At 47.9% G+C, this 20,055-nt stretch carries 20 protein-coding genes and 1 other annotated feature; of the genes, 3 read left to right on the forward strand and 17 right to left on the reverse strand.

The window, feature by feature from the left end; translation table 11 throughout:
* Nucleotides 1-15: 15 nt before the first annotated feature.
* The 6 genes from CP943_RS15760 to CP943_RS15785 form a co-directional block, all read right to left on the reverse strand.
* On the reverse strand, nucleotides 16-1,221 hold the full coding sequence (locus tag CP943_RS15760) for a sn-glycerol-1-phosphate dehydrogenase (RefSeq protein ID WP_095290827.1): 1,206 nt from the start codon (nucleotides 1,219-1,221) through the stop codon (nucleotides 16-18).
* A 16-nt stretch (nucleotides 1,222-1,237) separates the two neighbouring features.
* Complete coding sequence (gene araD / locus CP943_RS15765) at nucleotides 1,238-1,924, reverse strand: L-ribulose-5-phosphate 4-epimerase (RefSeq protein ID WP_105981135.1); 687 nt, start codon at nucleotides 1,922-1,924, stop codon at nucleotides 1,238-1,240.
* Nucleotides 1,925-1,939: 15 nt separating this feature from the next.
* The gene (araB, locus tag CP943_RS15770) at nucleotides 1,940-3,631 is read right to left on the reverse strand and encodes a ribulokinase (RefSeq protein WP_041817285.1); all 1,692 of its coding nucleotides are present in this window, start codon (nucleotides 3,629-3,631) and stop codon (nucleotides 1,940-1,942) included.
* Between the two features lie 14 nt (nucleotides 3,632-3,645).
* Nucleotides 3,646-5,127, reverse strand: coding sequence for an L-arabinose isomerase (gene araA / locus CP943_RS15775; RefSeq protein WP_065643641.1), 1,482 nt, complete (start codon nucleotides 5,125-5,127; stop codon nucleotides 3,646-3,648).
* Nucleotides 5,128-5,386: 259 nt separating this feature from the next.
* Complete coding sequence (locus CP943_RS15780) at nucleotides 5,387-6,349, reverse strand: arabinan endo-1,5-alpha-L-arabinosidase AbnA (RefSeq protein WP_035338196.1); 963 nt, start codon at nucleotides 6,347-6,349, stop codon at nucleotides 5,387-5,389.
* A gap of 151 nt (nucleotides 6,350-6,500) precedes the next feature.
* A complete protein-coding gene (locus CP943_RS15785; protein WP_020452527.1) occupies nucleotides 6,501-7,586 on the reverse strand; it encodes a M42 family metallopeptidase in 1,086 nt (361 codons plus the stop codon).
* 173 nt (nucleotides 7,587-7,759) lie between these two features.
* Between CP943_RS15785 and CP943_RS15790 the strand changes: the two genes are divergently transcribed.
* Entirely contained in the window at nucleotides 7,760-8,161 is a 402-nt protein-coding gene (locus CP943_RS15790) for a hypothetical protein (protein ID WP_023855473.1), read from the forward strand.
* Nucleotides 8,162-8,176: 15 nt separating this feature from the next.
* Here the strand turns inward: CP943_RS15790 and CP943_RS15795 are convergent, their stop codons facing one another.
* From CP943_RS15795 to lrgA, 6 genes are all read right to left on the reverse strand, one after another.
* Complete coding sequence (locus tag CP943_RS15795; protein ID WP_105981136.1) at nucleotides 8,177-8,440, reverse strand: DUF1294 domain-containing protein; 264 nt, start codon at nucleotides 8,438-8,440, stop codon at nucleotides 8,177-8,179.
* 123 nt (nucleotides 8,441-8,563) lie between these two features.
* Nucleotides 8,564-8,923 carry a 50S ribosomal protein L20 gene (rplT, locus tag CP943_RS15800; protein WP_003184266.1) on the reverse strand — a complete coding sequence of 120 codons (360 nt, stop codon included), beginning with the start codon at nucleotides 8,921-8,923 and terminating at the stop codon, nucleotides 8,564-8,566.
* Nucleotides 8,924-8,955: 32 nt separating this feature from the next.
* On the reverse strand, nucleotides 8,956-9,156 hold the full coding sequence (gene rpmI, locus CP943_RS15805; RefSeq protein ID WP_003184267.1) for a 50S ribosomal protein L35: 201 nt from the start codon (nucleotides 9,154-9,156) through the stop codon (nucleotides 8,956-8,958).
* Nucleotides 9,157-9,173: 17 nt separating this feature from the next.
* On the reverse strand, nucleotides 9,174-9,692 hold the full coding sequence (gene infC, locus CP943_RS15810; RefSeq protein WP_116523372.1) for a translation initiation factor IF-3: 519 nt from the start codon (nucleotides 9,690-9,692) through the stop codon (nucleotides 9,174-9,176).
* Between the two features lie 67 nt (nucleotides 9,693-9,759).
* Nucleotides 9,760-9,892 (reverse strand) — a sequence feature (ribosomal protein L20 leader region).
* A gap of 136 nt (nucleotides 9,893-10,028) precedes the next feature.
* Nucleotides 10,029-10,712 carry an antiholin-like protein LrgB gene (gene lrgB / locus CP943_RS15815; RefSeq protein WP_105981137.1) on the reverse strand — a complete coding sequence of 228 codons (684 nt, stop codon included), beginning with the start codon at nucleotides 10,710-10,712 and terminating at the stop codon, nucleotides 10,029-10,031.
* A 23-nt stretch (nucleotides 10,713-10,735) separates the two neighbouring features.
* Nucleotides 10,736-11,149 (reverse strand): antiholin-like murein hydrolase modulator LrgA, encoded by a 414-nt coding sequence (lrgA, locus tag CP943_RS15820; protein WP_075212767.1) that lies wholly within the window; start codon nucleotides 11,147-11,149, stop codon nucleotides 10,736-10,738.
* Nucleotides 11,150-11,389: 240 nt separating this feature from the next.
* On the opposite strand from lrgA, the gene CP943_RS15825 reads away from it, so the two are divergent.
* A complete protein-coding gene (locus CP943_RS15825) occupies nucleotides 11,390-12,940 on the forward strand; it encodes an alkaline phosphatase D family protein (RefSeq protein WP_105981138.1) in 1,551 nt (516 codons plus the stop codon).
* A gap of 50 nt (nucleotides 12,941-12,990) precedes the next feature.
* Here the strand turns inward: CP943_RS15825 and CP943_RS15830 are convergent, their stop codons facing one another.
* The 3 genes from CP943_RS15830 to CP943_RS15840 form a co-directional block, all read right to left on the reverse strand.
* Complete coding sequence (locus CP943_RS15830) at nucleotides 12,991-13,713, reverse strand: LytR/AlgR family response regulator transcription factor (RefSeq protein WP_105981139.1); 723 nt, start codon at nucleotides 13,711-13,713, stop codon at nucleotides 12,991-12,993.
* A complete protein-coding gene (locus tag CP943_RS15835) occupies nucleotides 13,688-15,472 on the reverse strand; it encodes a sensor histidine kinase (RefSeq protein WP_105981140.1) in 1,785 nt (594 codons plus the stop codon). The genes CP943_RS15830 and CP943_RS15835 overlap by 26 nt, the downstream gene beginning before the upstream one ends.
* A 126-nt stretch (nucleotides 15,473-15,598) precedes the next feature.
* Nucleotides 15,599-15,826: a DUF3923 family protein gene (locus CP943_RS15840; RefSeq protein ID WP_020452536.1), complete on the reverse strand. Its 228-nt coding sequence runs from the start codon at nucleotides 15,824-15,826 to the stop codon at nucleotides 15,599-15,601.
* A 259-nt stretch (nucleotides 15,827-16,085) separates the two neighbouring features.
* Here CP943_RS15840 and CP943_RS15845 point away from each other — a divergent pair, with 259 nt between their 5' ends.
* The gene (locus tag CP943_RS15845) at nucleotides 16,086-16,898 is read left to right on the forward strand and encodes an HAD family hydrolase (RefSeq protein ID WP_020452537.1); all 813 of its coding nucleotides are present in this window, start codon (nucleotides 16,086-16,088) and stop codon (nucleotides 16,896-16,898) included.
* A gap of 31 nt (nucleotides 16,899-16,929) precedes the next feature.
* On the opposite strand, the gene thrS is transcribed toward CP943_RS15845, so the two are convergent.
* The gene (thrS, locus tag CP943_RS15850; protein ID WP_020452538.1) at nucleotides 16,930-18,861 is read right to left on the reverse strand and encodes a threonine--tRNA ligase; all 1,932 of its coding nucleotides are present in this window, start codon (nucleotides 18,859-18,861) and stop codon (nucleotides 16,930-16,932) included.
* Nucleotides 18,862-19,205: 344 nt separating this feature from the next.
* Nucleotides 19,206-20,048, reverse strand: a complete 843-nt coding sequence (gene ytxC, locus CP943_RS15855) for a putative sporulation protein YtxC (RefSeq protein ID WP_050820732.1) — start codon at nucleotides 20,046-20,048, stop codon at nucleotides 19,206-19,208.
* Nucleotides 20,049-20,055 lie beyond the last annotated feature (7 nt).

Here is a 20,055-nt window from a genome sequence, read left to right on the forward strand (position 1 = left end):
ATGAAAGGAACCTTTTCACATTTTAACCCCTTTCACGCCTGGTCCTTTGCCTAAAAGCCCCGGCAAAAGGCCGTATTGATTGATGATTTTCAGTCCTGTATACCGGTCTCTGAGCTGATGGGCGTATGCGAGCGCTTCTCTCACCAGCTCTTCTTCAACATCGAGTTCTTTGAAAGATACAGGCCCGCCGATACGCCTCATCCACTCTGCCATTTTCTTACCGTCAGGAAGCTTTTCATAAACGGAGCGAATCGCTTGCTCAGCGTGTTGATCACCCAGGCTTGTACCGATAAGAGATCGGTAAATGTCAGTCAGCATGATGGCGCTGCAGCCGACTTTAGCACCGTGGAGCACTTGCCGCTTATTGTTCTCCAACGCTTTCATTTCAAGGTAGTGGGAAAGATGATGCTCGCCGCCGGAAGCCGGCCTTGAATGGTCGAGAACCAGCATGACAAGACCAGAAAGGATCAGTGATTCCATCAATTTCTTAATCCCATCACGCGTCTTGGCAGCGATGTCATCTTTTCGGTCAAGGCATTGATCAAGCGCTTCCCTCGTGAGCCGGCTGGCGGCCGGGCAATACGGCTCATCGGCAAGCAGGCGGGAAATTTCCCAATCAGCAAGCGACGTCTCCTTGCCGAGCATATCGCCAAAACCTGCGGCTATCATGTTCTGCGGCGCTTGACACAAGAGCTCCAAATCGGCAAAAAGCGCGATCGGCGCTGTCGTTTGAACCGTCTGTTTCTTTCCTTTTAAAATCAGCGGTGCGCCGGCTGAAGTAAAACCGTCAACCGACGGAGCCGTAGGAACTGAAATAAACGGGATGCCGCGCTGATAGGCGCAAAACCTGACGATGTCGTGAATCGTGCCCGCTCCGGCTGCAATTAGTACATCCGCATCAATCGGTACACCGATCAATGCACTCACCAATGTTTGCTCATCCGCCGTCACATCGCCCGCTTCATTAGCTTCCAGCAGAACCTGAACCGTTTCAGCCGTTTCTTCAAGAAGAGCCGCAATCCGCTTACCGGCTATCCGTCCGGTCGTTTCATCATAAATGACAGCGGCTTTTTTATAGGAAGCCGATTTCACGAAAGCGGGCAATTCTTGCTCAACAGCTTTGCCGCCGATCGCGATTTTTTCGACTGTAAGCGGATGATGAACGGCTCCGCATTCGCACGCACCCAAAGTGTCTTTCACATAAGAGATCAAATCTTTCATTGACAGCTTCCCTCCTCTATTGGCCGTAATACGCGTCTGCCCCGTGCTTGCGAAAATAGTGCTTATCCTGCAAAGCGCTCTTAATCGGCTCAAGAGACGGATTCAGCATCAGGGAGCGGTACGCCATCTTCGCGACTTCTTCCAAGACGACAGCATTGTGTACGGCCGCCAAGGCGTCTTTCCCCCAGCAAAACGGCCCGTGATTGTTCACGAGAACGCCGGGCATCGCCAGGGGGTCCAGATGCCGGAACGTCTCGGCAATCACTTTTCCTGTATTCAACTCGTATTGACCTCTGATCTCCTCAGGATTCATTTCTCTTGTACACGGAATGTCACCGTGGTAATAGTCGGCATGAGTCGTTCCGAGTGACGGAATATCCTTCCCTGACTGCGCCCAGCTTGTCGCCCACGGAGAATGCGTATGGACGATCCCGCCGACCGACTGAAACTGCCGGTAAAGATAGAGGTGTGTCGGCGTATCGGAAGACGGCTTCAGATCCCCTTCTACAATCTCGCCGTCCATATTCAGAACCACTAAATCTTCGGCTTTCAAATCGCTGTATTTGACACCGCTCGGTTTGATGACGACCAGCTCATTCTCCCGGTCAATACCGCTGACATTTCCCCATGTAAAGGTGACAAGCCGGTATTCTTCAAGTTGCAAATTCGCTTTTAATACTTGTTCTTTCAAAGATTCCAGCACAGTTTTCTCCTCCCTTTAAGCCATCGCTTTACCGGTGTCAGAACTAATGGACTGGATGTTTTTCAATTTTTTAAGGCGTTTCATCACGTTGTTTTGCTTTCCGAAGTACGTGTAAAGTTCCTTGTATTCCGTATAAAGCCGATCGTATAAGGCAACGTTTTCAGGAATTGGTTTGTACGTTTGATCCTTGATCTTGCCCATATGTGCGACTGCTTCTTCGATATGGTCATAACCGCCGTTCACGCTTCCGGCCGCGAGCGCTCCGAATATCGCGGAACCTAAAGCCGGCGCCTGCGGAGATCCGGATATTTTGATTTCCATGTTGGTGACATCCGCGTAAATCTGCATGATAAACGGATTTTTTTCGGCGATTCCTCCTGCGGCATATAGCTCCTCGATCGGCACGCCGCTTTGTCTAAACGTTTCAATAATGATCCTCGTCCCGTAAGCAGTCGCTTCAACCAATGCACGGTATATCTCTTCAGGCTTAGTGGCAAGCGTCATACCGAGCAGCATGCCTGTCAGATCGGCATCAACGAGTGTTGAACGGTTTCCGTTCCACCAATCCAATGCAAGCAAACCGCTTTCGCCGATTTGGAGACGGTCAGCCTTTTGAGACAGCAGTTCGAATATAGAAATCCCTTCGGCTTCAGCTTCTTTCATATACGCTTCTGGTACAAAGTGTTGAATCAGCCAATGAAAATGGTCGCCGACGCACGATTGGCCCGCTTCATAGCCAACATAGCCTGGCAGAATCCCGTCTTCAACGACGCCGCACATTCCCGGCACCATTCTGACATCTTCACCGAGCAGCATATGGCAGGTAGACGTTCCCATGATCATCAGCATCTTGCCCGGCTCTGTGATGCCGACCGCCGGAACTGACACATGCGCATCAACATTTGCGACAGCGACCGCCGTACCAGCCAGAAGCCCTGTCTTCCCGGCCATTTCTTCAGTCAGTCCGCCCGCTTTTTCACCTACAGAATAAATATCCTCTGTTAATTTTTCGCGAACGATATTTTTCAGCTTCGGATGCAGGCTTGCGAAGAAATCATCGGAAGGATAGCCGCTTTTATTGTTCCAAATCGCTTTATAACCCGCTGTACAATTGTTGCGCTTTCTAGTTCCGCACAGCATATAGACGATCCAGTCGGCCGCTTCCATAATCTCGGCTGCAGCATCATAAATAACAGGCGCTTCTTCCACGATTTGCATCACTTTTGGAACGAGCCACTCGGAAGAAATTTTCCCGCCGTATGTTTGAAGAAAAGGTTCATTTCTTTCTTCCGCGATTTGATTCAAGCGATTCGCCTGCTCCTGTGCAGCATGGTGCTTCCAAAGCTTGACATAGCTGTGCGGTTCTGACGCATACTCTTCCCTCATGCAAAGAGGAGTGCCGTTCTCGTCAACGGGCAAAATCGTGCAAGCCGTGAAATCGATTCCGATGCCGATGATTTCTTTCGGATCCGCTTTCGACTGCTTTAAAAGGCTCGGAATTGTTTCCTCCAGCACTTCAATGTAATCAGCCGGATGCTGGAGCGCCCAGTCCCGCGGAAGTTTCCGCTTTGAGACGGGAAGCTCCCGGTCTATCACCCCGTGTGTGTACTCTTTGACAGCTGTCGCGATTTCCTCACCTGTCCGGACATCGACGAGAACAGCGCGTCCTGACAATGTTCCAAAGTCAACTCCGATTGTGTAAGGGATAAGCCTTCACCCCCTTAAAACTTGCGAAGCCGATATGCAGCTTCACTCCATTTAAGTTCATTGCGAAGATTTAATATCGTCGTATCGCGATTGATCAACACCGCTTCAATGCCTGACATTTCGGCCCAATCGAGCATCTGCTCGGCTGTCAGCTGATACGAAAGGCATGTATGGTGCGCACCGCCAGCCAAAATCCACGCTTCAGCCGATGTTCTCAAAGACGGCTGCGGCTTCCAAAGTACGCGCGCCACCGGAAGATTCGGCATATCATGCGGAACCTTCTCAGCTTCCACTTCATTGATGACAAGCCTGAAACGGCCGCCCAAATCGATGAGAGAGACATTGACCGCAGGGCCTGCAATTCCGTCGAACACGAGCCGCGCCGGATCGTCCTTTGCACCCATTGACAGCGGATGGACTTCAATTCTCGGTTTGTGATCGGCAATCGACGGGCACACTTCAAGCATGTGGGAGCCGAGAATCATTTCATTGCCCGGTTCAAAATGGTACGTGTAATCCTCCATAAATGACGTTTCTTTTCCGCCGGCCATCACTTTCATCATCCTGACGAGCGCAGCCGTTTTCCAATCTCCTTCTCCTCCGAAACCGTAGCCTTCGGCCATCAGGCGCTGAACGGCCAAACCTGGAAGCTGCTTCATACCGTGGAGGTCTTCAAAGGTTGTCGTAAAGGCCGTATAGCCCCCATTCGAAAGAAAGCGCTTTAATCCAAGCTCGATCCGCGCCTGCTCTTTGACGGATTCCCTTGCCTCTTCGCCTTCCGGCCACTCATAAAGCTCCTCATATTCGGAGATGAGCTCGTTCAGACTTTGTTCTGATACAGTATTGATCTCTGTGACGAGGTCGCCGATTCCATATCCGTCGACAGACCAGCCAAGCTGAATCTGCGCTTCAATCTTATCTCCTTCTGTTACCGCCACATTGCGCATGTTGTCCCCAAATCGGGCGACTTTGATATGACGGCTCTCAATATATGCGACCGCTGCGCTCATCCATTTGTCGATCGAGTGTTTGACGTCTCTATCTTCCCAATACCCGGCAATGACTTTTCGCGGAATGCCCAATCTAGCTCCGATAAAGCCGTATTCGCGGTCGCCGTGTGCAGACTGATTAATATTCATGAAATCCATGTCGATTCTATCCCACGGAATGTCCCGGTTAAATTGGGTATGAAAATGGAGCAGCGGCTTATTCAGCTCGGACAGGCCCGGAATCCACATTTTCGCCGGTGAAAACGTATGCATCCAGGTAATGATGCCCGCGCACTCCTCGTCCCGGTTCGCCTCTTCAAACAGTTTTCTGACGCCGTCCAGCGAAGTGGCCACCGCTTTGTACTTGACTTGAAACCTTAAATGTCCGTCATTTAATCCGTTGCAGATTATTTTGGAATGCTCTTCCACCTCTTGTACGGCCTTTTCTCCATATAAATGCTGGCTGCCTGTCACAAACCAAAATACATGCGTCTTTTTTTGAATCAAATAGCTTCCTCCTCTTCTTTAAGGTTTCTGTGTAAAGATTAGCAAACTATTAAAACGCTTACAAAAAAATATGGATATACCTTATTCTCAAACTTATCGCGACTATATGTACGTACAACTAAACTCAAAAACATATTTGTACGAACAACTTCATTATATCATTTTGAAAAAAACTGTCAATTTAATTTCCAGTGTGTTTTTTATTTTTTTTGACAGATTTCAGAACAAAAAAACGGGCGGAAAAATCGCCCGTCATCTGTTAATAAGTCGGCCACCCTTGGGAATCCCAGTACAAGTCGTTGATGAGCAGCTTCGATACACCATTGTCCAACGCGTCATAAGCGTGTCTGACAAGGATCGAGTTGTTCAGAACATCCTGATGTCCCGGCCCTTTCCAGCGGTCATTGCCGGAATCCAGGATCGTCCCTCCGCCGTTCATCATATTTTTGCCGCTTTTATCATAATAGGGTCCCGTAATGCTCGTTGAACGGCCGTACGCTATTTTATATGTGCTGTTCACCCCTTTACAGCAGCTGTCAAACGAGACAAATAAGTAATAGTAGCCGTCTTTGTAGGTAATGTTCGGCGCTTCAACCGCTCCGCCGTTATTCGGCCTTGAGGCGATCGAATACAGACTTCCCGTCGGCTTCATCGTGTTTTTATCAAGCCTTGTCAGCTTGATGCCGGTCCAAAAGGAACCGAATGAGAGCCATGGATTCCCGTCTTTGTCAATAACCAGATCAGGGTCAATGGCATTAAACTGATCACCGGATGTCGATCTGATGACCAGCCCGTCATCCCGCCATTTGCCGGATGAAATCCGGTCTGTCGATGCGAGTCCTATCGCTGATGTGTTTGAACCGAAAGACGATACAGAGTAATACAGCCAATACCGGCCGTTATAGTAGCTGATATCCGGCGCCCACTGATGCGGTTCATGATTTGGTACGTACATCTTCCACCAGGACAATGGAGCTGGAAAAATACTCGGGGCAGCACTCCAGTTTCTGCCGTCGGTTGACTTAATGACACGCAGCCCTGTACCGAGCCCGGTTCCAAATGTATACCACGTATTTCCCTCTTTAATGATGGAAGGGTCATGGATGAAATTGTCCCCCTTTGTGTCCCAAAACGCAGCCTTGCCTGATTCAGGCATCAAAAAAGCCAGCAGCAGTCCGAACATCAATCCTGTCAAAGACATTCTCCGCAACACTTTTTTCATTCAGTTCACACTCCTGTTCTTGTAAATGAAAAAACAATGCCTCCCTTTCTTTGTCAATTTTTCGAACAATGTTTATATATGTAAACGCTGTCTTTGACATTACAAAAAAAGCTGACAGCTTATAAAATAAGCCTGTCAGCCCCATCTTTCATCAGTCAAACGTAATATTTTGAACCGTCTCTTTATCCAATCGTTTAATCACTTCGGTAATTAATTTTACCGCATGTTCATAGTCATCCCGGTGAAGCATGGCCGCGTGCGTATGGATATACCTTGTCGCGATCGTGATCGACAGAGCAGGCACTCCGTTCGCGGTAAGGTGGATCGAGCCCGAATCTGTTCCTCCGCCTGAGAGGGCGTCAAATTGATACGGAATGCCGGCTTCATCTGCTACATTCGTGACAAAGTCGCGAAGCCCTTTATGAGACACCATTGAAGCGTCATAAAGGATGATCTGCGGGCCTTTTCCCATTTTGCTTGTCGACTCTTTTTCCGTAATACCCGGCGTATCACCCGCGATTCCCACGTCAACACCGAAAGCAATATCAGGCTTGATCGTATGCGCGGCGGTTTTCGCGCCTCTCAGTCCGACTTCTTCCTGTACGGTTCCGACGCCGTAGACGACATTCGGGTGATCCGCTCCTTTCAGGTTTTTCAGCACATCGATCGCGATCGCGCAGCCGATACGGTTGTCCCATGCTTTGGCAAGCAGCATTTTTTCATTATTCATCACCGTAAATTCAAAGTAAGGAACGACCTGGTCTCCCGGAAGAACGCCCCACTCCATCGCTTCCTCTCTGTTCGACGCTCCGATATCGATAAACATATCTTTAATATCCACCGATTTTTTTCTTGCCTCCTGAGACAGGACATGAGGAGGTTTTGAACCGATGATACCGGTGATGTCGCCTTTCTTCGTCACGACCGTCACACGCTGCGCCAGCATGACCTGGCTCCACCAGCCTCCAACCGTCTGAAAGCGGAGATAACCCCTGTCATCGATCCGCGTAACCATAAAACCGACCTCATCAAGATGGCCGGCAATCATAATCTTCGGTCCGTCAGCCTGTCCGGTCTTTTTAGCGATTAAGCTTCCCAGTCTGTCTGTCGTAACCTCGTCGGCAAACGGTTCTATGTACGATTTCATGACTTGTCTGGGCTCTTTTTCATTTGCAGGAATTCCTTTTGCATCTGTTAATTCCTTTAGCATCGTCAATGTTTCATCAAGCTTTGCCATCTCTATACAGCCTCCTTAATTAACCCTCATTTACTATTATACAGAAACATCCCTTTTCAATACGACCAATATTCTGTACAGCTTTTTTGGTTAAAAAATGAAACCTTGCGGGAACTGGTTCGTATATATTGGGATATACTCAAAATTACGTTCAAGGGAGGTTCTGTTTTAACATGATTGTCATCATATTGAGACTGGCTTTGCTGGCGCTTTTGGTTTACGTCGTGTACAGGGCCGTTCAATTTTTGGGGAGTCCGGACAGAAGGCTGAAATCAGCACAGGCCAAAAAACACTTTTATTTTTTGGACGAACAGAAAAATGCACGCAAAAATCTCAAGCTGACATTTAAAGGCGTGCTTTTCGAAGGAGAAAAACACATTCCTTCAAAAGACCATCCGCTGTTCATCCATACGATTTTTGTATGGACGGAAGCGCCTGAAGAAAAGCTCAGCTCTTTCACGGAAGAAGACTTCGCAGAATTGGAAGAAAACATTAAAGCCCACTATCCCGATTGCAAAATCGACTGGGATTCGAACATTCAAAAGTGGAGAAACAAAAAAGCAGAAGAGCAATAAGCCTCATCTGCTTTTTTAATTCATCATATAAAAATAGGTCAAAACGGCTTGCACGGCCAGCAAAAAAGGAATGCCAAGCCTGAAGGAAAGGTGTTTTGTCTTATGTCTGAACTGCATCATCCCGAACCAGACGCCTGCGGATCCGAAAGCGGCCGCAACGAGCCAGATGCGGCGCTCAGATACCCTCCATTTCCCAGTGACCGCTTTTTGCTTGTCTGCTTTCATTAAGAAAAAGCCGTATCCGTTTATGAGGATCGCGTAAATCCATATGAGAGTCATATTGTTCATTTCTCCTTGTTTCGCGGTTGGGGCTTGCGGCGGCCGGTCTCACGAACCGTTTCACATCCCGCGCGAGTAGCTTCTAACAACAAAAGAAAAAGGCCGGGTTCCGGCCTTTTTCAATTATTTATTCAATTGCGCTTTAGCAGCGTCTGCAAGCTGATTGAATGCGTTCAAATCATTTACAGCAAGGTCAGCAAGCATTTTGCGGTTTACTTCGATACCGGAAAGCTTAAGACCGTGCATCAAACGGCTGTAAGAAAGACCGTTCATGCGTGCTGCAGCATTGATACGAGTGATCCACAGTTTGCGGAAATCGCGTTTTTTCTGACGACGGTCACGGAAAGCGTAGTTTCCTGATTTCATAACCTGCTGGTTAGCTACTTTATATAATGTATGTTTTGAACCAAAATAACCTTTTGCTAATTTGAGAACCTTTTTACGACGTTTGCGTGTAACAGTTCCGCCTTTTACTCTTGGCATTAGATTTCCCTCCTAATTATACCTTTTCCGAATTACTTAATGTTGGCAAGCTGCTGCTTGATGCGTTTGAAATCGCCAGCGCTTACGACTGCGCTTTTGCGAAGCTTGCGCTTTTGTTTTTGAGATTTATTTGCGAACAAGTGACTTGTATATGCATGAGAACGTTTCAGTTTCCCGGAACCTGTCTTTTTAAAACGTTTCGCAGATCCGCGGTGAGTTTTCATTTTTGGCATGGATGTTTCCTCCTTAATTACTTTTCAGTTTTAGGCGCGAGCACCAAGAACATGCTGCGGCCGTCCATTTTCGGCTTCGTTTCAACAGTCGCCACTTCCGCGCAGGCTTCTGAGAAACGGTCCAGCACGCGCTGTCCGATTTCTTTGTGCGTGATCGCACGGCCTTTAAAGCGGATGGACGCTTTCACTTTGTCCCCTTTTTCCAGGAACTTGATGGCGTTGCGAAGCTTTGTATTGAAATCATGTTCTTCAATACCAGGGCTCAGCCGAACTTCTTTTAAGTTAATGATTTTTTGATTTTTGCGTGCTTCCTTTTCCTTCTTCTGCTGCTCGAATCTGTACTTTCCGTAGTCCATGATCCGGCATACAGGCGGTTTTGCATTCGCTGCAACCAACACAAGGTCAAGATTTGCGCGACCCGCAATTTCCAGTGCTTCCTGGCGGGATTTGATCCCAAGCTGATCGCCATTTTGTCCGATCAAACGAACTTCACGCGCACGGATACCCTCATTAACCAATTGATCTTTGCTAATAATGAGCCACCTCCATAGAATCTTTGAATTGATTTCACAACTCATTTTGACCGTTTCTTTGCATTCCACAGGCAAACAAAAAGTGCGGGCATCGAAACACCCACACTGCGAACATTGCATAGAAAAATAAGAAATGTACGTTTAACCTGCCAACTACAAGAATGTGTCAATCAGGTGAGAAGCGGGTGCTTCTGCTTGTTGATATATATTCAATTCATTATCCATCTTACATAAACAAATCCTGCAAGTCAAGATATAAAATTTATCACAACATTTGCTATTATATCAGGACACATTTGAAATAGCAATGGCTATTTTTTTATTTTTCTTTCACCGGCTCTATCCGCCGATCATTTGGACACATAACGGAACGACAAACACGGTCACGACGCCGACGACGACAACTGCAATACTCGCCATTGCCGCTTCGACTTCCCCCATTTCAATTCCGACGGCGACGCCGAGGGCATGTCCTGATGTTCCGAGCGCCAACCCTTTGGCGATCGGATGCTGCACTTTGAAGATCTTCAAAAAAAGCGCGCCAAGCGCATAGACGATCACTGCGTTAAAGATGACGGCGAAGGCCGTGATATCTTGAATGCCGCCGATTCCTTTTGATAAAGGAAGCGCAATCGCGGTCGTGGCGGCCTGAGGCAGCATGCTTTTCATGACGGCTCCGTCAAGATGGAGCGCGTTTGCGATCAGATAGACGACAGCAACCGAGCAGACAGAGCCCGCAATAATGGCGCCAAGGATTTGCAGCCAATATTTTTTCAAGCTTTCCACCTGTTTGTATAAAGGAATGGCGAACGCAATCGTGGCGGGCTCCAAAAAGAACTTAATGATGTCTCCGCCGCTCTTGTAGTCCTCATATGAAAAACCGCCGATTTTTAAAAATGCAATCCCAAGAATCATCGCGACAAACAGAGGCGTGAACAAGAAAAAACCATTTGATTTTTTAAATAAAAAAATGCCGATGCCAAATGCGGCCAGTGAAACGACGATACCGAAATAAGGTGTCATAGCGTTAATAACCTCCTATTGATTCAAGAAGCTGTTTTTTTGGCTGATTCAACCCGGTTGTCCTGACGGTCCTTTTTGCTTGCAGACAGGATGAACTGTGAAAACAAGCCTGTCGCTGCAAGCAGAATGACGGTGGCCAGGAAAATCACGAGGACGATCGGCAGCCCGTATTTCTCCATGACACCGAGCGAGTTCATCACTGATATACCCGACGGAACGAATAAAAAACCGATCAGCGAAGTGAGCGCCGTGCCAAGCGATTCGACTTGTTCCAGCTTCAGCACGTTCGCACACAGCAATGCAAACAACATCACCAAGCCGATGACAGACGGAGGAATCGGGATGGGCAGAATCGCGGCGATTCCGTTTGAAACAAACATAATAACAGCAAAAATAAATGCCTGAGTTAAAAAGCCATATTCTTTTTTCCCCTTCATTTCGTTCACCTCTTTGGCTGTGTTGGGTTCATTATATAAAAAGGCCCCGGCCAAAAAAGCGTTTTCAAAATAACTTGCCGGATACCGCCCTTCAATTGCAGAAACGGGACGCTGAAATGCAAATTATTCTTCCGGCTTTGCACATTCTTCACAATTATTTAAATTCCAGAATGTGCTAATGGAGCAAAACAGATCGTATAGTGGTTAATGAGAAAACGATTGATGAGGAGGCTCTGACTCATGAACCATTCAAGAGGAGGGCGCTTTGTTCCGGCTGGCGAATTCGCATCTTTAGCAAGACGCGGCCTGATGCCTGAAGACGCTTCGATCGCCGCCGGCGCGCCCCGATTTGCAGATTATCCATTCAAGCTTGGAGTGGCTTCAGGTGACCCGCATCCCGACGGGGTTGTCATTTGGACGAGGCTTGCCCCCGCTCCGCTTGCCGAAGACGGTTTAGGGGGAATGCCCGGCAGAGCCGTCCCTGTTCAGTGGGAAGTAGCCGAAGATGAACATTTCCGCAAAGTGGTGAAGCGCGGGACCGTCTCAGCGCTCGCTGAGCTCGCCCACTCCGTTCATGTTGAAGTGAACGGCTTAAAGCCGGGAAGCTATTATTGGTACCGGTTTAAAGCGGGACGGGAAATCAGCCGGACAGGCCGTACAAAAACAGCGCCTTCCCCGCACGCCGACATCAAGGGAATGTCGTTCGCTCTCGCCTCGTGCCAAGCTTGGTACCACGGATATTTTACAGCTTACCGGCATATGGCCGAAGACCATCCGGACGTTGTTTTTTTCCTCGGAGACTATATTTACGAATATGCCATTAATGCTAAAAATCTTTTCCGCGATGTGACTTTATCTGCTGCCCATAACGCAAAAACCGTCACGCTCAGCCAATACAGACTCAGATATTCTCTTTTTAAGACAGACCCGGACCTCCAGGCCATTCATGCGCTGGCTCCCTGGGTTGTGACGATGGATGACCATGAGGTCGAAAACAATTATGCCGGCATCCATTCCCAATACAACACATCTCCGGACGATTTTCTCCGGCAGCGCGCAGCGGCGTACCAAGCTTTCTACGAAAATATCCCGATCCGCAGCACATCGATTCCAAATGGGCCTGACATGCTGATGTACAGGCGGTTCCGCTATGGAAACCTGGCTGAATTCAATGTTCTGGACACCCGGCAGTACCGCAATAATTTTCCGGCAAATGAGGCCGAACGGCTTGAGCCGTCACGCTCCATACTCGGATTTGACCAGGAGCGCTGGCTTTTTAACGGCTTGAGCCGGTCTGACACGGTGTGGAACTTTTTAGTCCAGCAAGTCGTCCTGGCTCAAATCGACCGCGATACAGGCCCCGGAGTTGAGTACAGCACAGACCAGTGGGACGGTTTTCCCGCTTGCCGCGACAGGCTTTTTTCCGCATACAAGGCATACGGCATCCAAAACCCCGTTGTGCTGACAGGAGATATTCACAGACATGCCGCTGCCGACTTAAAGGAGAACTTCGACGATGCGGGCTCAGCGACAATCGGAACCGAGCTGATCACAACTTCGATATCTTCAGACGCTGACGGCAGCGAGACCGATTCATTGGCGCCGATCTGGCTCGGAAACCCGCATGTCAAACTGTACAATGCGCAGCGCGGCTACGTTCGCTGCCGCTTGACGCCCCGGCAGCTTGAAGCCGACTTTCAGGTTCTTCCTTATATCACACGGCCCGGCGCCCCAGTCTCAACTTATGCCACATTCTCCATAGAAGCGGGACGGCCCGGGCTTCAGCGCTAAAAAACGGCGGTGAATGACGAATTCAGTCTTTCACCGCCGCTGATCATTTTTCACACCATATGCAGCCGTTTTTTCAGCTCTTTCGCGTATGTACGGCTGACAGGAATCGTGGAGCCGTCTTTCATCAGGAGGTTGTATGTCGAATTGAACCAGGGTTTGACTTCTTTAATATGATCCATATTTGCGAGAAAGCTTCTATGCACCCTGATCAACGCCGTCTGTGAAAGCTTTTGTTCGAGAACGACTAATGTATCGTGAACCGTGTATGCCTGATCAAAGGTTCTCACTGTGACGTGTCCGTCTTCTAACCCGGCGTATACGATTTCGTCCGGATCGAGAATGACGATCGCTTCGTCAATGCTGAGAGCCAGCCTGTGGCGGCCCGCAAGCTGCTGCCCCTCCTGATGGCCGGGACGCATCCTTTTATATTTTTGGATCGTCTGTCTGATTCGCTCCTCATCAAACGGCTTTGTCAAATAATCGACCGCATCCACTTCAAATGCTTTCAGCGCATATTCATCATAAGCGGTCGCAAAAACGACAGCCGGAGGCACCGACATTTTTTTCAGCCGCTTCGCAATGTCAAAACCGTTCTCCCCAGACAAATCGATGTCCAAGAAAAGAATATCAGGTTTGTGATCCGCCATTTTGTCAAACGCTTCTTCGATATGTTCAGCTTCATCGACCGCAACCACTTCTTCGGTCTGCTCTAATAAATATTTCAGCTCGTCTCGCGCAAACATTTCATCATCCACGATTAATACCTTGAGCATCTCTGTTCCCCTCTCTTTCGGTTTGAAAAGGAATCTTAAAGGATATCTCTGTTCCTCTATCAGGTTCGCTGGCAAGCTCGAGGGCAGCCTGGTGCCCGAACAAACCGGTAAGCCGCTGATTCACATTGTAAAGCGCCGTCCCGTTCCCTTCTTTTGAAGGTGCGGGCGCCTGTCCCAGCTGTCCAAACAGCTCGGGATCAATTCCCCTGCCGTTGTCTGACACCTTCATCAAAACGCCGTCCTGCTCTCTCACAGCGCATACTTTTACCGTGCATACCTTTTGTTTTCTCGGGAATGCATGGCGAAGCGCGTTTTCAACAAGCAGCTGCAATATAAATGGAGGAATTTCCATGCTTTCAAGACCGTCCTCGATATGAAAATCAATATGATACTTGCCAGGGAACCGGGCCTGCTCCAATGATAAATAGGCTTCCAGGTGGTTCAGCTCTTTTGAGAGCGGAATCATCAGCTGCCTGGCTCCCTGCAGATTGGAACGAAAATAAACGCTCAACTGCAGGAGGAGTTTCCGCGTTTTTTCGGGATCTGTCCTGCACAGAGCAGAAATCGTATGGATGGCATTAAATAAAAAGTGCGGATTGACCTGCGCTTGAAGCGCCTTGATTTCGGCATCTTTCAAAAGCTTGCTTTGCAGCTCAGCCTCACCGAGTTCTAGCTGAGTGGAAAAAAGCATGGCAAGCCCTTCGGCGAGCTCTTCCGTCACACGGTTAAGACCGGATGGATGCTTAAAGTACAGCTTCAGCGTGCCGATTGTTTCGCGGTTGGAGAAGAGCGGCAGTACGATCGCCGCCTGCAGCGGACAGGAACGGTGCGCACACTCGATTTCATCGCGCGACTTCACTTTCATGACCTTTCCGGTTTGAATGACTTTTTTCGATAAACCGGTGATCAGATTTTTCGAAGGAATATGATGATCTGCTCCATCTCCGACATGAGCGAGAATGTTCTCTCTGTCCGTAATCGATACGGCATCCGTCCCCGTCATCCGGTGAATAATGAGAGCGGCGCTTTTGCAGGAATCCTCATTCAGTCCCCGACGGAAAAAAGGAAGCGTCTGATCCGCTATCGAAAACACCTTATGGGTCTGAACGGCCCGCGCCTGTTCCTCTTTGCGGATAATAGACTGAATGATCGATAGAAAAATAAAGCTGCCCGTCCCGTTGACAATCATCATCGGAATGCCGATCATCTGAACAAGCGCAATAGCCTCAGCCTGCGGTTTTGCAAGTACGAGAATCATCAGCATTTGCAGACCCTCCATACAAATACCCGCCAGAGCGGCTACCCTTGGTGTCACCATCTGATGCCGTTTCCTGAAAAAGCTGCCGATATAACCGGCGATGACGCCAGCCAGCAGTGAAGAAACCGCACAGCTCAAAGCTGTCGTCCCTCCCAGTGAAAAACGGTGAATGCCTGACAATAGCCCGACACCCGCTCCGACAAACGGCCCTCCGATCAGACCGCCGATTTCGACACCGAGAATTCTCGTATTGGCAATCGAGCTTGACGGATCGATCGCAAAAATCCAATCATTGTTCAAAATCTTATGTTCCCGGATTTCAATGCCTGTATAGTTGCTGATGATGCTGAACAGGGAAAAAATGAAGATGAGAACCCCTTTTCCCTTATACCCTTCCGGATGCTGGAGGTGCTGACGGAACACCTTCATATGGGCCAACATAAAGCCCAGGATAACGATGATCCCCACTCTCTCCAGCATCATGATCATGAGTTGAATCATGTACTTCCCCTTGCTTTCTTTCTGTATCGGAATTTGCTCTTATTCTATCATACCTCTTTTTATTCACACTTTGACGCGGCATGCTTTACAAAATAAAAAAGGCAGCAAACAATTGCTGCCTTTACCTTATTTGCTGCTACCCGTTTTCAAATTAACAATCAGCCACACAACTTGAATAATGAATGGAAATATAAATGCAATCAATAAAACGATAAACGCTATTAATTTAAGCTCAGGCGTTTGAGTAACACCGGCGCCATCAACATCTCTCAGCCACACGAGAGCCGTCCCCATTACAAAAACGGCCATCCAAAATATGTTGCAAATCCACCAAAATATCCATCGTTTTTTCACAAAACCATTCCTTCCATTTCTACACTGTATCTGCTTCTTCTGTCCGCATGTGAGCCCGTTATCACGAACATAAGATGCATCTTAAAAATCCCCTGCATTTCCAAACAATAGAAATCCGTTTCATTCTATCATATTCGAGAAGCTTTCACACTTTGACACTGCATTACATCACATTCTTAAATTCATTTCTTTCACATCCATTTAATCTATTGTAAAATAAATAAGAGAATTCTATAAATTAATGGCAGAGGAGAAGATCATGAAAGCCGTATTTTTTGATTTAGACGATACATTGCTCTGGGATGAAAAAAGCGTCAGCACAGCATTTTCCAAAACGTGTCTTAAAGCTGAAGAAAAATACGGAATCCATGCGGAAGAATTTGAAGCAGCGGTCCGCGAAGCAGCGCGAAAGCTTTACACGTCTTATGAAACATATCCATACACCGTCATGATCGGCATCAACCCATTTGAAGGCCTGTGGTCAAACTTCAGCGAGCCGATCAGCGAAGGCTTTCAAAAACTGAACAAAATTGTTCCTGAATACAGAAAAAACGCATGGACAAACGGATTGAAGGCGTTTGGCATCGACGATCCCGCCTTCGGGGAAGAACTCGGCGAATATTTCGCCGCAGTGCGCCGAAAGAGCCCTTTCGTGTATGAAGAAACATTTGCCGTTTTAGATGAACTGAAAGGAAAAGTAGAGCTTCTTTTGCTGACAAACGGCGATCCGAGCCTGCAGAAAGAAAAGTTGGCAGGCGTACCGGAACTTGCTCCTTATTTTAATGAAATCGTCATTTCTGGTGAATTCGGAAAAGGAAAGCCTGATCCAAGCATATTTGAACACTGCCTCAGCCTCCTCGGCATGACAAAGGATGATGCCGTGATGGTCGGAGACAACTTGAACACCGACATTCTCGGGGCTTCCAGAGCGGGCATTCAAACCGTCTGGGTCAACCGCAAAGGCAAAAAGAATGAAACTGACCTTACACCCGATCACGAAATCAGCCATTTGAGCGAACTGTTCGATATCCTCCGCGGAAAAACAGCCGACAAACTAAGCAAAAAAGCATGACTCCCGAGCGGGAATCATGCTTTTTTCTCGTTTATTTCTTTGCTTCTGCAACGGCTTTTTTAATGAAGTCTGCAAAGGCAACTGTTTCTGATTTTTGCTCTCCGTATTTGCGGACGTTGACGGCTTCGTTTTCAACTTCCTGGTCGCCGACGACAAGCATGTACGGGATTTTTTGCATCTGTGCTTCACGGATTTTATAGCCGATTTTCTCGTCACGGATATCGACTTCAACGCGAAGTCCTTCACGCTGCAGGCGCTCTTGAACTTTTTTGGCGTAGTCAAGATGCACGGACGGCGATACAGGGATGACCTGGAACTGAACAGGGGCAAGCCATGTCGGCAATGCGCCTTTATGCTCCTCAATTAAGAAAGCGACAAACCGTTCCATTGTGGAAACGACACCTCTGTGAATGACGACCGGACGATGAGGTTTTCCGTCTTCTCCGACATATGTCAGATCAAATTTTTCAGGAAGAAGGAAGTCCAGCTGTACAGTTGACAGTGTTTCCTCTTTTCCGATTGCTGTTTTGACCTGAACGTCAAGCTTCGGTCCGTAGAACGCCGCTTCCCCTTCGGCTTCGTAATAATCGTGGCCGATCTCGTCCATCGCTTCCTTCAGCATCGATTGCGCTCTGTTCCACATTTCATCGTCATCGTAATATTTCTCTGTATCTTCAGGGTCGCGGTAAGACAAGCGGAATGAGTACTGCTCAAGGCCAAAGTCTTCATACACTTCCTGAATCAGGCGGACAGTGCGGATGAACTCTTCCTTAATTTGATCGGGACGGACGAAAATGTGCGCGTCATTCAAAGTCATCCCGCGAACACGCTGCAGACCTGAGAGAGCGCCTGACATTTCGTAGCGGTGCATCGTTCCGAGCTCCGCGATCCGGATCGGCAGTTCACGGTAGCTGTGAATGTCGTTTTTATAAATCATCATATGATGCGGACAGTTCATCGGTCGAAGCGTCAATGTTTCATTGTCCATTTCAATCGGAGGGAACATTGTGTCTTGATAATGATCCCAATGCCCTGACGTTTCGTAAAGTTCTTTGCTGCCAAGGACAGGTGTATACACGTGCTCATAGCCGAGCGCAAGCTCTTTGTCAACGATATAGCGCTCGATGACGCGTCTGATGGTTGCACCCTTTGGCAGCCAAAGCGGCAGCCCTTGCCCTACCTTTTGCGAAATCGCAAACAGCTTCAGTTCTTTTCCGAGCTTTCTATGGTCGCGTTCTTTTGCTTCCTCAAGGAGGCGAAGATGCTCATCAAGCTCCGCTTTTTTGAAGAAAGCCGTACCATAAATGCGCTGGAGCATCTTGTTGTTGCTGTCTCCGCGCCAGTATGCTCCCGCAAGGCTCAGCAGTTTGAACTCCTTGATTTTTCCTGTCGAAGGAACGTGAACACCGCGGCACAGATCGAAGAATTCGCCCTGCTCATAGATCGATACCGTTTCACCTTCCGGAATCGCATCAAGCAGTTCCAATTTCAAATCATCGCCGATTTCGGCAAACCGGGCTCTGGCTTCCTCACGGCTGACTTCTTTTCTTACGATCGGCAGATTTTCGCCAACGATTTTTTTCATTTCCTTCTCAATCTTCGGAAGGTCTTCCGGAGTCAGCGCTTCTTCCATATCCACATCGTAGTAGAAGCCGTTTTCAATGACCGGACCCACGCCGAGCTTCACGTTTTTATACAGGCGCTTGATCGCCTGGGCCATTAAGTGTGCAGTACTGTGGCGCATGATTTCAAGCGCTTCTTCGCTGCCTTCTGTAATGATTTCGATGGCGCCGTCCTCAAGGATCGGTGCGCGCAGATCGATTTCTTTGCCGTTTAATTTCCCCGCTATTGATTTTTTCTTTAAGCCGGGACTGATTGATGCCGCGATATCTTCTGTTGTCGTCGTTTTTGCAAACTCCTTAACCGCTCCGTCAGGAAATTTGATTTTTACCATATCTGACATCCTAGTCACTCCTTTTTTTTTACAAAATAAAAAATCCCCGTCCCCCTATGAAAGGGACGAGGATTAATAAACGGAATTCGTGGTTCCACCCTTTTTCCCGAAAACGCAAAAAACCCGTCGCGCTCTCGGCTTTCGGTTCTGTAACGGGAAGTCCCGTCAGTCATTACTAGACACATTGTCGTTCACAACTGATGTTCAAAGGCGGTAAAAAAATGCTCCTTGGCTTAAGAGACTTTCAGCCGTGGTCTCCCTCTCTGTCAAACCGGTGTTCATCTTTTCATGTCCTTATCGATACATAATATCTTTAAGTTTACATCGTATTATAAATCGTTTTTCACACAAAATCAAGAATGCTCTTCCAAAATGTTTTCTCGCGGATGAAAGGCGTCAAGCGAAAGAATCCGTACGCGCTCCTGAAAAATATTTTGAATGGTCTGAACCATGGCGTGTTCCCGGTCTTCTGTATAGAGGTCTATTTTTTCCGGCGCAATCGATACGAGCGGAGCCAGGAGATGGGAATCAATATACATCGGGTGTTCTCTTACGAACCGCCTGTCTATGTATTTTTTTTGTTCCCGTTCAGAAATATACTTTAATTCCCACAATACAAAATAACCGTCGTGCACAATGTGGACATGGTCAAGCATCGGCTCTTTCGACATGACGTAGTCTCTCAGCGATTGAATGAATGTCTGATATTCCTGTTCCATTTTATACTCGTCGATTGCCGCCTCCACATAAGACCTGAGGCGTTCATAATACCTCCCGAGGCGAAATGTCATAAAGGACCGAATGGAAAAGACGTTTTCCTCAAGACAAATCGTTTGGAGCTCCTGAATGATGTAATGTTCGCGAGGGGTGTCGTCCTTGTTGAGAGGAAGCCCTTCAAGTTCGCCCTCCATAATGCTGTGGGCCAGTTGAAGAATCTGCTGCTGTTCATCCCGGTCCAAAAAGTAATAATCGCCTTCAATAACCGAAAGCATGTATTCGTCTTCTTTGCATTCTGTAAAAAATCTCGTCAGAACCGGCTCAATATAGGCCTGAATACTGACAGAGGAATGGGTCTTTTCAATTCCGATCTTCCCTGGTGCTTCGTGAATCTTGATATGCCGGTTCGCATCCGCATTGCGAAGGAGATGCAAAAACGCGGCTGTATCATAATCATCTTCAAATGTAATTTCAAGCATGTTTGTC

Source organism: Bacillus paralicheniformis (assembly GCF_002993925.1).
Taxonomy (GTDB): domain Bacteria; phylum Bacillota; class Bacilli; order Bacillales; family Bacillaceae; genus Bacillus; species Bacillus paralicheniformis.